At 67.7% G+C, this 12,997-nt stretch carries 12 protein-coding genes; 4 read left to right on the plus strand and 8 right to left on the minus strand.

Going from position 1 to position 12,997, the window contains the following annotated elements; all coding sequences use genetic code 11:
* Window positions 1–4: 4 nt before the first annotated feature.
* The 4 genes from CFB39_RS10555 to CFB39_RS10570 all read right to left on the minus strand — a co-directional run bounded on the left by CFB39_RS10555 (window position 5) and on the right by CFB39_RS10570 (window position 4,018).
* Window positions 5–1,009 (minus strand): alpha-ketoacid dehydrogenase subunit beta, encoded by a 1,005-nt coding sequence (locus CFB39_RS10555; protein WP_089440244.1) that lies wholly within the window; start codon window positions 1,007–1,009, stop codon window positions 5–7.
* Window positions 1,010–1,063: 54 nt separating this feature from the next.
* On the minus strand, window positions 1,064–2,047 hold the full coding sequence (locus tag CFB39_RS10560; protein WP_089440245.1) for a thiamine pyrophosphate-dependent dehydrogenase E1 component subunit alpha: 984 nt from the start codon (window positions 2,045–2,047) through the stop codon (window positions 1,064–1,066).
* Between the two features lie 77 nt (window positions 2,048–2,124).
* Window positions 2,125–2,901, minus strand: a complete 777-nt coding sequence (locus CFB39_RS10565) for an SDR family NAD(P)-dependent oxidoreductase (RefSeq protein WP_089473009.1) — start codon at window positions 2,899–2,901, stop codon at window positions 2,125–2,127.
* A gap of 58 nt (window positions 2,902–2,959) precedes the next feature.
* The gene (locus CFB39_RS10570) at window positions 2,960–4,018 is read right to left on the minus strand and encodes an ATP-NAD kinase family protein (RefSeq protein ID WP_089473010.1); all 1,059 of its coding nucleotides are present in this window, start codon (window positions 4,016–4,018) and stop codon (window positions 2,960–2,962) included.
* A gap of 529 nt (window positions 4,019–4,547) precedes the next feature.
* Between CFB39_RS10570 and CFB39_RS10575 the strand changes: the two genes are divergently transcribed.
* Window positions 4,548–6,464 (plus strand): sigma-54-dependent Fis family transcriptional regulator, encoded by a 1,917-nt coding sequence (locus tag CFB39_RS10575; protein WP_089473011.1) that lies wholly within the window; start codon window positions 4,548–4,550, stop codon window positions 6,462–6,464.
* A 19-nt stretch (window positions 6,465–6,483) separates the two neighbouring features.
* On the opposite strand, the gene CFB39_RS10580 is transcribed toward CFB39_RS10575, so the two are convergent.
* Both CFB39_RS10580 and CFB39_RS10585 read right to left on the minus strand, forming a co-directional pair.
* Window positions 6,484–6,918 carry a carboxymuconolactone decarboxylase family protein gene (locus CFB39_RS10580; RefSeq protein WP_089473012.1) on the minus strand — a complete coding sequence of 145 codons (435 nt, stop codon included), beginning with the start codon at window positions 6,916–6,918 and terminating at the stop codon, window positions 6,484–6,486.
* On the minus strand, window positions 6,902–7,369 hold the full coding sequence (locus tag CFB39_RS10585) for a MerR family transcriptional regulator (RefSeq protein WP_089473013.1): 468 nt from the start codon (window positions 7,367–7,369) through the stop codon (window positions 6,902–6,904). The genes CFB39_RS10580 and CFB39_RS10585 overlap by 17 nt, the downstream gene beginning before the upstream one ends.
* 297 nt (window positions 7,370–7,666) lie before the next feature.
* Between CFB39_RS10585 and CFB39_RS10590 the strand changes: the two genes are divergently transcribed.
* The gene (locus CFB39_RS10590; RefSeq protein ID WP_089473014.1) at window positions 7,667–8,266 is read left to right on the plus strand and encodes a helix-hairpin-helix domain-containing protein; all 600 of its coding nucleotides are present in this window, start codon (window positions 7,667–7,669) and stop codon (window positions 8,264–8,266) included.
* Between the two features lie 88 nt (window positions 8,267–8,354).
* Entirely contained in the window at window positions 8,355–8,792 is a 438-nt protein-coding gene (locus CFB39_RS10595; protein WP_069248127.1) for a YidB family protein, read from the plus strand.
* Window positions 8,793–8,895: 103 nt separating this feature from the next.
* Here CFB39_RS10595 and clpB read toward each other — a convergent pair whose 3' ends face one another.
* Together clpB and CFB39_RS10605 are read right to left on the minus strand one after the other, a co-directional pair.
* Window positions 8,896–11,493, minus strand: a complete 2,598-nt coding sequence (gene clpB / locus CFB39_RS10600; RefSeq protein WP_089425578.1) for an ATP-dependent chaperone ClpB — start codon at window positions 11,491–11,493, stop codon at window positions 8,896–8,898.
* Between the two features lie 157 nt (window positions 11,494–11,650).
* Complete coding sequence (locus tag CFB39_RS10605; protein WP_089473015.1) at window positions 11,651–12,166, minus strand: Rrf2 family transcriptional regulator; 516 nt, start codon at window positions 12,164–12,166, stop codon at window positions 11,651–11,653.
* 248 nt (window positions 12,167–12,414) lie between these two features.
* Between CFB39_RS10605 and CFB39_RS10610 the strand changes: the two genes are divergently transcribed.
* Window positions 12,415–12,975, plus strand: coding sequence for a group III truncated hemoglobin (locus CFB39_RS10610; protein WP_089473016.1), 561 nt, complete (start codon window positions 12,415–12,417; stop codon window positions 12,973–12,975).
* Window positions 12,976–12,997: the final 22 nt, after the last annotated feature.

The following is a 12,997-nucleotide window of genomic DNA, read 5'->3' on the forward strand; positions in this document are numbered from 1 at the left end:
CGTGTCAGCTCCTCGTCTTCAGGACCGCCTGCGCAATCGCATCGGCGGACGGGATATACAGGTCTTCCAGCACGCTTGCGAACGGCGCGGGCGTATGCGGCGCGGTCACGAGCTCGATCGGCGCCTTCAGCGCATGGAATGCGCGCTGCGCGACGAGCGCGGCGATATCGGTCGCGATCGAGCAGCGCGGGTTTGCTTCGTCGACGACCACCACGCGCCCGGTGCGCTCCGCGCTTTCGAGGATCGTGTCCTCGTCGAGCGGCGACGTCGTGCGCAGGTCGATCACGTCGACCTGGATGCCGTCCTTCGCGAGTTTCGCGGCCGCGTCCATCGCGAGATGCACCATCCGGCCGTACGTGACGATCGTCGCGTCGTCGCCGTCGCGCATCACGTTCGCTTCGCCGAACGGAATCGCATAGGACTCCTCCGGCACGTCGCCTTCGCGGGTATAGAGCAGCTTGTGTTCGAGGAAGATCACGGGATCGTTGTCGCGGATCGCCTGGATCAGCAGCCCCTTCGCGTCGTACGGCGTCGACGGGCACACGACCTTCAGCCCCGGAATGTGCGTGAACAGCGACGTGAGCATCTGCGAATGCTGCGCGGCCGCGCGAAGGCCTGCGCCGTACATCGCGCGGATCACGACGGGCGTCACGGCCTTGCCGCCGAACATGTAGCGGAACTTGGCGGCCTGGTTGAAGATCTGGTCGAAGCATACGCCCATGAAATCGATGAACATCAGCTCCGCGACGGGCCGCATCCCGCACGCGGCGGCCCCGACCGCCGCGCCGATGTAGCCGCCCTCCGACAGCGGCGTGTCGAGCACGCGGCCCGGAAACTTGTGGAACAGCCCCTTCGTCACGCCGAGCACGCCGCCCCACGCGTCGTCCTCGCCCGGCGCGCCCGCGCCGCCCGCATTGTCCTCGCCCATCACGATCACGCTGTCGTCGCGCGCCATTTCCTGCGCGAGCGCTTCGTTGATCGCCTGCGAATAAGTGATCTTCCTTGCCATGTCTGTCTCCTGGAATGTTCGGTTCGCCGTGCCGGCTGCGGTATCAGGCCGCGCTCACGGGTACGACACGTAGACGTCGGTCAGCAGGTCGGCGGCGTCGGGTACCGGCGCGGCCTTGGCCTGTGCGACCGCATCGTCGATCAGCGCCTTCACCTGGGCATCGACCGCACGCAGGTCGGCGGTCGTCAGCGCTTCGGCCCGCACGACGCGCGTTTCGAAATGCTTCAGGCAGTCCTTCTCGTCGCGCAGCTTCTGCACTTCCCCCGGTGCGCGATAGGTTTGCGCATCGCCTTCGAAGTGGCCGAAATAGCGCGTGAACTTCACCTCGACGAGCGTCGGGCCGCCGCCGTTGCGCGCGCGCTCGACGGCTTCGCCGAGCGCTTCATGTACCGCGAAGAAGTCGAAGCCGTCGACGATCACGCCCGGCATCCCGAACCCGTTCGCGCGATCGGCGATGTTGTCGGTCGCGACCGACCAGCTCGACGACGTCGCCTCCGCATAGCCGTTGTTCTCGGCCACGAAAATCGCCGGCAGCCGCCACACCGACGCGAGGTTCATCGATTCGAAGATCACGCCCTGGTTCGATGCGCCGTCGCCGAAGAAGCACACGCCGACGCCGCCGGTCTTCCTGTGCTTCGCCGCGAGCGCGGCGCCACAGACGAGCGGGCCGCCCGCGCCGACGATCCCGTTCGCGCCGAGCATCCCCATCGACAGGTCGGCGATGTGCATCGAACCGCCCTTGCCGTGGCAGACGCCCGTCTTCTTGCCGTAGATCTCGGCCATCATCCCGTGCACGTCGACGCCCTTCGCGATGCAATGCCCGTGGCCGCGGTGCGTGGTCGCGACGTAGTCGTCGAGCCCGAGGTGCAGTATCGTGCCGACCGCGGACGCCTCCTCGCCCGCATACAGGTGAACGAAGCCGGGAATCTCGCCGGTCGCGAATTCGACGTGCAGGCGCTCCTCGAATTCGCGGATCGTGCGCATCAGCCGGTAGGCGTCCAGCAGTTTGTCCCTGCTGAGCTGTGTCGAAGCGGTCATGTGTGTCTCCTGAGTAGGTCTGACTGCGAATGCCGCCGCGGCCGGGCCGCGGCGACGGATTACACGGCCGGCGGCCGTCAGTGGAACGTGAAGCCGCCGTCGACGTTCACGGCCTGGCCCGTCACGTTGTCCATCGTCGCGAAGAACAGCGCGAGCCGGCCCATGTCCTCCGGCGTCTGCGCACGGCCCTGCGGAATCAGCGTCAACTGGTGCCGCTGCCACGATTCCTCGACCGATTCGCCGTCGGTCTTCCATTCGTCGGACAGCCGGTCCCACATATACGTCCGCACGATGCCGGGGCAGATCGCGTTGACGGTCACGCCGTCGCGCGCGAGTTCCTTCGCAAGCGCGTTCGTGAAGCCGACGACCGCGAATTTCGATGCGCTGTAATGCGCGAGATTCGGAAAACCCTCCTTGCCGGCGATCGACGCGACGTTGATGATCCGGCCGCGGCCCTGCGCCTTCAGCGGCGCGAGCGCCGCGCGGCAGCCGAGGAACGTGCCCTTCGCGTTCACGTCCATCACGAAATCCCAGTCGCGCTCGGTCAGTTCGCCGACCGGATGAATGCTGATCACGCCCGCGCAGTTCACGAGGATGTCGAGCCGACCGAGGTCGGCGAGCGCCTGCGCAACCATCGCGTCGACCTGCGCGGCCTGCGTGACGTCGACCTTCGCCACCGCCGCCCGGCGGCCGAGCGCGCGTACCTCGCGCGCGGTGGCGTCGAGTGCGTCGTCGAGCAGGTCGGCCAGCAGGATGTCGGCGCCCGCGCCGGCAAGCGTCAGGGCAATGCCGCGGCCGATGCCGCGCGCGCCGCCCGTGACGATGGCGACCTGTCCTTCGAGTGGGGCTGTCATGGCGATGTCTCCTTGTCGATCGTTATGGATGTCGAAATGTCACTCGGTAAAACATTGCTCAATAGCGCCACTCGCCGGCATCGCGCAGCAGCTGGCGTGACGACGCGTAGCGCAGCGTGCGCCCGACGTCGACCGTCAGCGGCCCGCGCCAGTCGAGCGAGATCTCGTAGCGATCGCCGCGCGCGACCTCGATCTCGCGCTCGCCGTCGAACGCGAGCGTGCCGTGCTCGAACGGAATCGCCTGCCACGCACCCGGCTCGAGCCGCTCACAACTGCGCATCACGACGCGGTCCACGCGGCCCGGTGCAATCGGCGCGACGAGCGGCGTGCCGGCCGTCTTGCCTTCGGCCGCGAAGCGCATCGCCAGCCCGTGCGGCGCGCTGCGTTCGAGCGGCGCCCACGCGCCGCCGAGCGCGGACAGGCCGATCCCGTCCGGTTCCGCGAATGTCAGGTACAGCGAATCGATATCGTCGGACCCCGAGATCGCGCGGGCGCCGATGAAGCGCTGCCGCGCGGCGCACACGTCGACGAGCGCGATCTCCTCGCGCCCCGGCTGCGCGCCCGCCACGCAGCGCACGACGAGCCGCTTGTTGCGCGTGAACGCGACTTCGGCCGGCACCGCGCCGGTCGCGGCGAGTCCTGCCGCGACGCCGGCGACCGTGGCTTCACGATGTTCGGGAAATGCGTTGTTGGTGCCGGTGGACAGCGCGACGAGCGGCGTCGCGCCGCAGTGCGCGGCAACCGCACGATGGGTGCCGTCGCCGCCGAGCACGACGATCAGCGCGACTTCCATCCGGTGCAGGTACGCGGCGCCGGCCTGGGTGTCGGCGACGGTATCGGTGATCGGCAGGTCGACGAATTCGACCTCGGGCCAGCGCTCGTGCGGCGCGACCGCACGGTGCGTGTCGAGCGCACGCAGCAGCAGCGTCGCGATGCCCGTCCGGTCGCGCAGCGTCAGCACGCGCTCGACGCCCATCGCGCCGAGGCCGGCCAGCAGGCGCACGATCATGTTTGCCTTCTCCGCCGTCGGAAACACGGAGGCATGCGTCGTGAGGCGGCGGATGTCGCGCCCCGATGCGGGGTTCGCGATCACGCCGACGGTAACGGGCATCGTCACGGGTTCGTCTCCATCCAGTTGGCCTGTCGCGGTGCGTTGGCGTGCCGCGGCTCTGCCTGTCTCGTCCGCTGCCATCGCCGGGCGGCGGATCGTCGTCGACGCGACCGCGCCGACTTGCCCGTGATCTCTGCAAGCGGCGTGCCACCCTGCGTGCGATGAACGTGAAACCCTTGTGAATGCTGACGCGACGGGAATGCCGGTGTGCCGGAATCGCCGCGGGAAGCACGGCGCGCGCGGCCATTCGGCCCGCTCGTCTCACAGCGTCGATACGACGAAACGGCCGCCGCGACGCCGGTGCAAGCGCACCGCCCTGCCCGCAAACCCCGCCATATCGCGGCGCCGCGCAGGCCGCGTCATGCCGGACGATCTCCGCCTGTCGCACACGCACGCGTCTCAACGACACGAGACAGCCCGCGATACCGTGAGACGAACGTCTCAGGCTCGCCGCGTGCTGCGATGCAATGTGATCCGTCGAACGGGATGTGCTACAAGAACATCGCATCCCCGCCGTACGGAACCGGAGCCGACCATGCCCTACGCCGTCCCTCAGGCCCAGCACGCCGACCGCGTGCTCGGCGCGCTCGCCGGACGCCTGCCCGCGCCGGCCGACTCCACGCGCCTCGTGTCGTCGTGGCAGCGGTCGCTGGAGCGTTACAGCCTCGACCCCGCTTCGTCGATCGGCCCGCGCGTGCTGACCGCGGCCGAACTCCGCGAAGTACGCGACAAGGAGGAGGCCTTCCTGCGCGCGTCGGGCCAGTGCCTGACGCGGCTGCACGACATGATCCGCGTCGCCGACTACTGCGTGATGCTGACCGACGCGCACGGCGTGACGATCGACTACCGGATCGACCGCGAGCGCCGCAACGACTTCCGCCATGCGGGGCTGCACATCGGCTCGTGCTGGTCGGAAAGCGAGGAAGGCACCTGTGGCGTCGCGAACGTACTGACCGATCTCGCGCCGATCACCGTGCACAAGACCGATCACTTTCGCGCGGCGTTCACGACGCTCACTTGCAGCGCAGCGCCGATCTTCTCGCCGGGCGGCGAGCTGATCGGCGTGCTCGACGCGTCGGCCGTTCATTCGCCCGACGGCCGCGACAGCCAGCGTCTCGTCTATCAGCTCGTGCGGCAGAGCGCGGCGCTGATCGAGGACGGCTATTTCGTGCACAGCACCACGCAGCACTGGATCCTGTTCGGGCATCCGAATCGTCACTACGTCGAAGCGCAGCCCGAGTGGCTGATCGCGTTCGACGAATGCGGCAACATCGTCGCCGCGAACCGGCAGGCGCGCGACGCGCTGCCGGCGCTGCGCGAGCCGCGCCATATCGACGAGATCTTCGACGCGACCGAGATGCCGCTGCGCGATGCCGCGCGGCTCGATGCGATCGTCGCGCTGCGGCTGCGCGCGACCGGCGCGCCGCTCTATGCGCGGCTGCGTGCGCCGCTACGACGCACCGGCCGCGAACCCGGCACGGCCTCGCGCCGCCCGGGAAGCGCACAACGCCACGTCGGCGCGCTGACGCCGTTTCTGCACAGCAGCGATGCGCATATCGCGCAGCAGGCCGAACTCGCGCTGCGTGTCGCAAGCAAGCGGCTGCCGATTCTCGTGCTCGGCGAAACCGGTGCGGGGAAGGAAGTATTCGCGCGCGCGATCCACGATGCCGGCGCGCGGCGTGCGCGGCCGTTCGTCGCGGTCAACTGCGGCGCGCTGCCGGAAGCGCTGATCGAGAGCGAACTGTTCGGCTATGCGGCCGGCGCGTTCACCGGCGCACGCAAGCATGGCGCACGCGGCAAGATCGCGCTCGCCGACGGCGGCACGCTGTTCCTCGATGAAATCGGCGACATGCCGCTCGCGCTGCAGACGCGCCTGTTGCGCGTGCTCGCCGATGGCGAAGTCGTGCCGCTCGGCAGCGATACGCCCGTGCGCGTCGATCTCGACGTGATCTGCGCGACGCACCGCGATCTCGCACGCATGGTGGCCGACGGCACGTTCCGCGAGGACCTGTACTACCGGCTGAGCGGCGCGACGTTCGAACTGCCGCCGCTGCGCGAGCGTGCCGACGTGCGCGACGTGATCGCCGCCGTGTTCGCCGAGGAAGCGCAGGCCACCGGCCACGTGCTGACGCTCGATGCGACGCTCGCCGAACAGCTCGCCGCGTATCCGTGGCCCGGCAACGTGCGGCAATTGCGCAACGTGCTGCGCTATGCGTGCGCGGTGTGCGACGCCGCGCGCGTGACGCGGCGAGATCTGCCGGCCGGGATCGCCGCGCAACTCGGCGGCGTCGTGCCCGGCACGCTGCCCGACGACGAACGCGGCCGCATCGTCGCGGCGCTCACCGCGCATCGCTGGCGGCCGGACGCGGCCGCGCAGGCGCTCGGCATCTCGCGCGCGACGCTGTACCGGCGCATCGCGAAGCATCGGATCGTCGCGCCGCACCGCGCGTGACACGCCGGCGCGTGCTTCGTCATGCGGGCTGCACGGCTGCTTCGTTCGCATCTGCCGCGTTACCGGCCGCCTCATCGCGCCGCGTGAACACCTCATGCGCGGCGAACAGCGCGTTGAGCGCGGCCGGCATCCCCGCGTACACGGCCATCTGCATGAACACCTCGACGATCTCGTCGCGCGTGCAGCCGACGTTCAGTGCGGCCTCGATATGCACCTTCAGCTGCGGTTGCGCATTGCCGAGCGCGGCCAACGCCGCGATCGTCGCGATCTCGCGCGCTTTCAGGTCGAGCTGCGGCCGGCTGTAGATGTCGCCGAAGCTGAATTCGACCAGGAGCCGCCCGAAGTCCGGCGCGATCGGCGCGAGCGCCGCGATCACGCGCTCGCCCACTTCGCCGTCGATTTCCTTCAGTTTGTTCCAGCCGCGCGTGTAGCGGTCTTCAACGAGTCGTTCCATTGTGTCCGTCCTGTTCCGATAGAGAGTGAGAAGGTCTTGCCCGTCGTGCCATCTCCCGCTCCTGTGCCTCATAGTTCACGATCTTGTCGCTGATCACATCGAGGCTCGCCTGCAGCTCCGCGATATGTGCGCGCACTGCCTCGTGATGTGCGACGAGCAGGCTGCGCCGCGCACCGAAAGTCGACTCGCCTTGCGCGCGCAGCGCCGCGAACGCCTGCATCTGCGCGATCGGCATGCCGGTCGCCTTCAGGCGCATCACGAAGGCCAGCCAGTCGAGGTCGGCCGGTGCATAGAGCCGGTGCCCGGCCGCCGTGCGCGAAATCGCGCGCAGCAGGCCGGCCTGCTCGTAGTACCGCAGCGTATGCGTCGACAGGCCGGTCATTTCGGCGACCTGGCCGATCGTCAGCGGGCCGGCGGGGGCAGAGGAAGGTTGGGTTACGGTTTTCGACATGGCAGGAACAAGGTTAGGAGTTAGAGTTCACTCTAAGTCAAGCGCTATCGAACAGCCAGTACGACGATCATCGGCGACACCCCGGCGACACCCCGGCGACACCGTAAAGAATGGTCAAAACCGCCGCCCGGCGCAGGTTTTGGTCTTTACAGCACCGCAAGCCTTCAGCAAGATTCGGTCAGCCTGTCTTAAAAAGGGCACGCATTTGTCCTATGCTTAACGGCGACGCCCGGCCGGGCGTCACGCCGCCGTCCGTTGCAACAGCCATTCATCCGTCAGAACCAGGGAGCCTTTGCCATGCTGAAAAAGCTGCTGATGCTGTTCGTCGCGCTATCGCTGTCGCTCGCCGCAGGCCTTGCCGCGGCCGTCGAAGTCAACACGGCTGACCAGGCCGCGCTCGAATCCGTGAAGGGTCTCGGGCCCGTGAAGTCGAAGGCGATCATCGACGAACGCACCAAGAACGGCCCGTTCAAGGACGCGGACGATCTCGCGAATCGCGTCAAGGGCCTCGGCACGAAGTCGGTCGGGCATCTCGAGGAAAACGGCCTGACGATCGGCGGCGCGTCGACGCCGCCGAAGGGCGTGAAGCTGTCGAAGCCGGCCGCGACGACATCGACCACCACGTCGGCCACGACGTCGGCAGGCACGGCGTCGACGTCCACGACCGCGACGGCCGGCACGCCGGCACCGGCGGCAAGCGCGCCGGATACGGCGGCGAAGCCGGCCAAGACCAAGCGCCTGACGAAGAAGGAAAAAGCGGCCGCAGCAGCGGCGGCATCCGCCGATGCGGGTGCGAGCGCACCGGCCGCAGCGTCGTCGACAAAAGCGACGAAGGGTTCGAAGAAGAAAAGCAAGAAGGACAAGGCAGCCTCCGCCGCCGCGGCGTCGGGCGCCTGATGTGCGCCGCGCGCGCGACGGCGTGCGCGCGGCATTCGTTCAACGGGCGCCCACGGCGTGGCGCCCTTATCGGTAAAGGTGAAGAACCATGGGTCTCCTCGACATCGTTGGCGGTCTGCTCGGCGGCCAGGCCGGCGGCAACTCGCAAAGCGCGCTGATCACGACCGCGCTCGAATTCATCAACAACCAGCCGGGCGGCCTGAATGGCCTGATCGAGAAGTTCAAGGCCGGCGGCGCCGGCGACATCATCGGCTCGTGGGTCGGCACCGGCCAGAACCAGCCGATCTCGCCGGACACACTGCAGAACGTGCTCGGCTCGGACGCGATCGGTGCGCTCGCGAGCAAGTTCGGTGTCGATCCGTCGATGGCCTCGACCGTCCTCGCGCAGGTGCTGCCGCACGTCGTCAACCATGCGACGCCGGACGGTGCAGTGCCGGCCGATGGCCAGGCACAGGTCGACCCGTCGAATGTGCTCGGCTCGCTGTCGCAGATCGCCGGCATGTTCGGCGGCAACAAGCAGGGCTGACGCGCTGCGTCGTTGCGACGCGCCATAAACAAACACCCCGCCGAGGCGGGGTGTTTGTTTTTGCGCGCCCGGCGCGAACCGGGCGGCGGCCGAAGGCCTGCGATCAGTGAACGACGCGGTCGAACACGAACTGGCCGTCGTTGACGTCGACCGGGATCACGTCCTTCGGACCGAAGCGGCCCGCGAGGATGAGCTTCGCGACCGGGTTCTCGATCTCCTGCTGGATCGCGCGCTTCAGCGGCCGCGCACCGAACACCGGGTCGTAGCCGACCTTCGCGATCTGTTCGAGCGCCGCCGGCGACACGTCGAGCGCCATGTCGAGCTTCGCAAGCCGGTCGTGCAGGCGCGCGAGCTGGATCTTCGCGATCGACTCGATGTTGCTGCGGTCGAGCGCATGGAACACGACGACGTCGTCGATCCGGTTCAGGAACTCGGGGCGGAAATGCTGCTTCACCTCGAGCCACACGGCGTCCTTGATCTCTTCCTGCGGCGCACCCGTCATCGCCTGGATGACCTGCGAGCCGAGGTTCGACGTCATCACGATCACCGTGTTCTTGAAGTCGACCGTGCGCCCCTGCCCGTCCGTCATGCGGCCGTCGTCGAGCACCTGCAGCAGCACGTTGAACACGTCCGGATGCGCCTTCTCGATCTCGTCGAGCAGGATCACGCTGTACGGCTTGCGGCGCACGGCTTCCGTCAGGTAGCCGCCTTCCTCGTAGCCGACATAGCCCGGCGGCGCGCCGATCAACCGCGCGACGCTGTGCTTCTCCATGAACTCGCTCATGTCGATGCGGATCAGGTGCTCTTCCGAATCGAACAGGAACGACGCCAGCGCCTTGCACAGCTCGGTCTTGCCGACACCGGTCGGGCCGAGGAACAGGAACGAGCCGTACGGACGGTTCGGATCGGCGAGACCGGCGCGCGAACGACGGATCGCGTCGGCCACCGCGCTGATCGCCTCGTCCTGGCCGACCACGCGCTCGTGCAGCTTTTCCTCGATGTGCAGCAGCTTCTCGCGTTCGCCCTGCATCATCCGCGACACCGGAATCCCGGTCGAACGCGACACGACTTCCGCGATTTCCTCGGCGCCAACCTGCGTGCGCAACAGGCGCGGCCGCGTCGGGTTGTGCTGCTCCTGCTCTTCGGCCTGCGTGACCTGCTTCAGCTGCGCCTCGAGCTGCGGCAGCTTGCCGTACTGCAGCTCGGCAACCTTCTCCAGCTTGCCGTCACGCTGCAGCCGCGCGATGTCCGCCCGCACCTTCTCGATCTCTTCCTTCAGCTGCGCGCTGCCCTGCACCGCGGCCTTCTCGGCGGTCCAGATTTCCTCGAGGTCCGCATATTCGCGGCCGAGACGCTCGATCTCTTCCTCGATCAGCTGCAGGCGCTTCTGCGACGCTTCGTCCTGCTCCTTCTTCACGGCTTCGCGTTCGATCTTCAGCTGGATCAGGCGGCGGTCGAGCTTGTCCATCTCTTCGGGCTTCGAATCGATTTCCATCTTGATCTTCGAAGCGGCTTCGTCGATCAGGTCGATGGCCTTGTCCGGCAGGAAGCGGTCGGTGATGTAGCGGTGCGACAGCTCGGCCGCGGCGACGATCGCCGGGTCGGTGATGTCCACACCGTGGTGCAGTTCGTACTTCTCCTGCAGCCCGCGCAGGATCGCGATCGTCGCCTCGACGCTCGGCTCGTCGACGAGCACCTTCTGGAAGCGGCGCTCGAGCGCGGCATCCTTCTCGATGTACTTGCGGTATTCGTCGAGCGTGGTCGCGCCGATGCAGTGCAGCTCGCCGCGCGACAGCGCCGGCTTCAGCATGTTGCCCGCATCCATCGCGCCTTCGGCCTTGCCCGCGCCGACCATCGTGTGGATTTCGTCGATGAAGACGATTGTCTGGCCTTCGTCCTTCGCGATGTCGTTGAGCACCGCCTTCAGGCGCTCCTCGAATTCACCGCGATATTTCGCGCCCGCGAGCAGTGCGGCCATGTCGAGCGACAGCACGCGCTTGCCCTTCAGCGTCTCGGGCACTTCGCCGTTGACGATCCGCTGCGCGAGCCCTTCGACGATCGCCGTCTTGCCGACGCCCGGCTCGCCGATCAGCACCGGGTTGTTCTTGGTGCGGCGCTGCAGGATCTGGATCGAGCGGCGGATTTCGTCGTCGCGGCCGATCACCGGATCGAGCTTGCCCGCACGGGCGCGCTCGGTCAGGTCGACCGTGTATTTCTTCAGCGCCTCGCGCTGGCTTTCCGCGTCCTGGCTGTGCACCTGCGAGCCGCCGCGCACCGCGGCGATCGCGGCTTCGAGCGCCTTGCGCGTGAGGCCGTGCTGGCGGGCGAGCTTGCCGGCGTCGCCCTTGTCGTCGGACACGGCGAGCAGGAACATCTCGCTCGCGATGAACGTGTCGTTGAGCTTCTGCGCTTCCTTGTCGGCCTGGTTCAGCAGCCCGGCCAGTTCACGGCCGATCTGGATGTCGCCGCCCGTGCCCGTCACTTGCGGCAGGCGCGAGATAGCCTCGTTCAGCGCGCCTTGCAGCGCCTGAATGTGAACGCCCGCGCGCGACATCAGCGAGCGGGCGGAACCGTCCTGCTGCGCGACCAGCGCCGCGAGAACGTGAACGGGTTCGATGTATTGATTGTCGCGGCCTGCCGCGAGGCTTTGCGCGTCCGCGAGTGCTTCCTGGAACTTGGTGGTGAGCTTGTCGATTCTCATTTAGTCGAGACCTCCAATTTTCGATTACCACCAAGATGAGGATGGTTATGCGGCTTTCAAGCGAAATTCGGGTTGATTCAGCGCAAAAATCGATGGATATCCTTGAAGCGGCCCCGGGACGGGCCGCGGCCGGATCGAGACGCGCGGCGAGCGCGTATCAGCCGGCCGTCGACGGCGGCTCGACGGACGCCGGTGCGTCTTCCGGCAAAGGCTCGGCGCGCAGGCGCACGACCGGGTGGATGCCGAGCAACGCGGCGAGCGGCGAAGCGGGCTCGATCAGTTCGCCGAGCGTGTGACGGTCGAGTTCGGCGAAAAATGCATCGCGCGCGGCCGCCAGCACGCCCTTCAGCCGGCAATGCGGCTCGATCACGCAGCCGCGCGATTCGCCATCGGCCGAAAAGCAGCCGACCAGCGCGAAATCGCTCTCGGTCGCACGCACGACCTCGCCGACGGTCAGTTGCAACGATTCCGGGAACAGCCGCAGCCCGCCATTGCGACCGCGGACGGTGTCGACCCACCCCAGCTCGCCGAGCTGCTGCACGACTTTCATCAGATGGTTCTTCGAGATGCCGTAGGCGTCCGAGATCTCCTGGATCGTAGCGAGCCCCTCGCCGCGTACGGCAAGGTACAGCATCACGCGCAGCGAATAGTCGGTGTAGTCGGTGAGTCTCATGGGCGAATACGGAAAAAATCGATCGTGCCCCGATGACGTGAGCCGGGCCGACCGGGATGCGCACGAGGCCGTCTGACGGCCCTGCTCCGCGGCCCCGGGTTGCCGGGATGGCGCGCGCGCAATAAGATGCGTGACACTTACACGTTTTTCAGGGGTGTTGGACGCTATTTTGCGTCAAAATTCGGCCGGCGTCCTACTCGATGCCCGCGCCGCCCCTGTCGTTGCCTATTTCTGCCGGCCCTTTTGCCATGACCGTCCTGCCCGCCTCGCCCGATACCGCACCGGCCCGCCCACGCGACACCGAGCCGACCGAAGCGAACATCCGCGATCTCGTCTACGCGTTCTACGACCGTGTGCGCGCCGATCCGCTGCTCGGGCCCGTGTTCGACGCAAAGCTGGCCGGCCGCTGGGACGACCACCTGCCGAAGATGGTCACGTTCTGGTCGAGCCTCGTGCTCGGCACCAAGGGCTATCGCGGCAACGTGCAGCAGGCGCACCAGCCGCTCGACGGGATCGAGCCGGCCCATTTCAGCCGCTGGCTGTCGCTGTTCCTGAAGACCGTCGAGGCGCGCTACGCGCCGCCCGCGGCGATCCGCTTCATGGAGCCGGCGCTGCGGATCGCGCAGAGCCTCCAGTTGAGCCGGTTCGGCTGGGACTACCCGATTCCGCCCGAGCAGCAGGCGCTGCTCGACGCGATCGCGCCGCGCCGTCGCGATGCAGGCGACGATCCGCACGCGTTGCCGTCGCGTGCCCGCGGCGAGCCGTTTCCGACAAAGATCATCGGGCGCAGCGGCGATCCGGACGCGTAACGGGCAGCCATCACGCGCGACG

The organism is Burkholderia sp. AU6039, assembly GCF_002223365.1.
GTDB lineage: Bacteria > Pseudomonadota > Gammaproteobacteria > Burkholderiales > Burkholderiaceae > Burkholderia.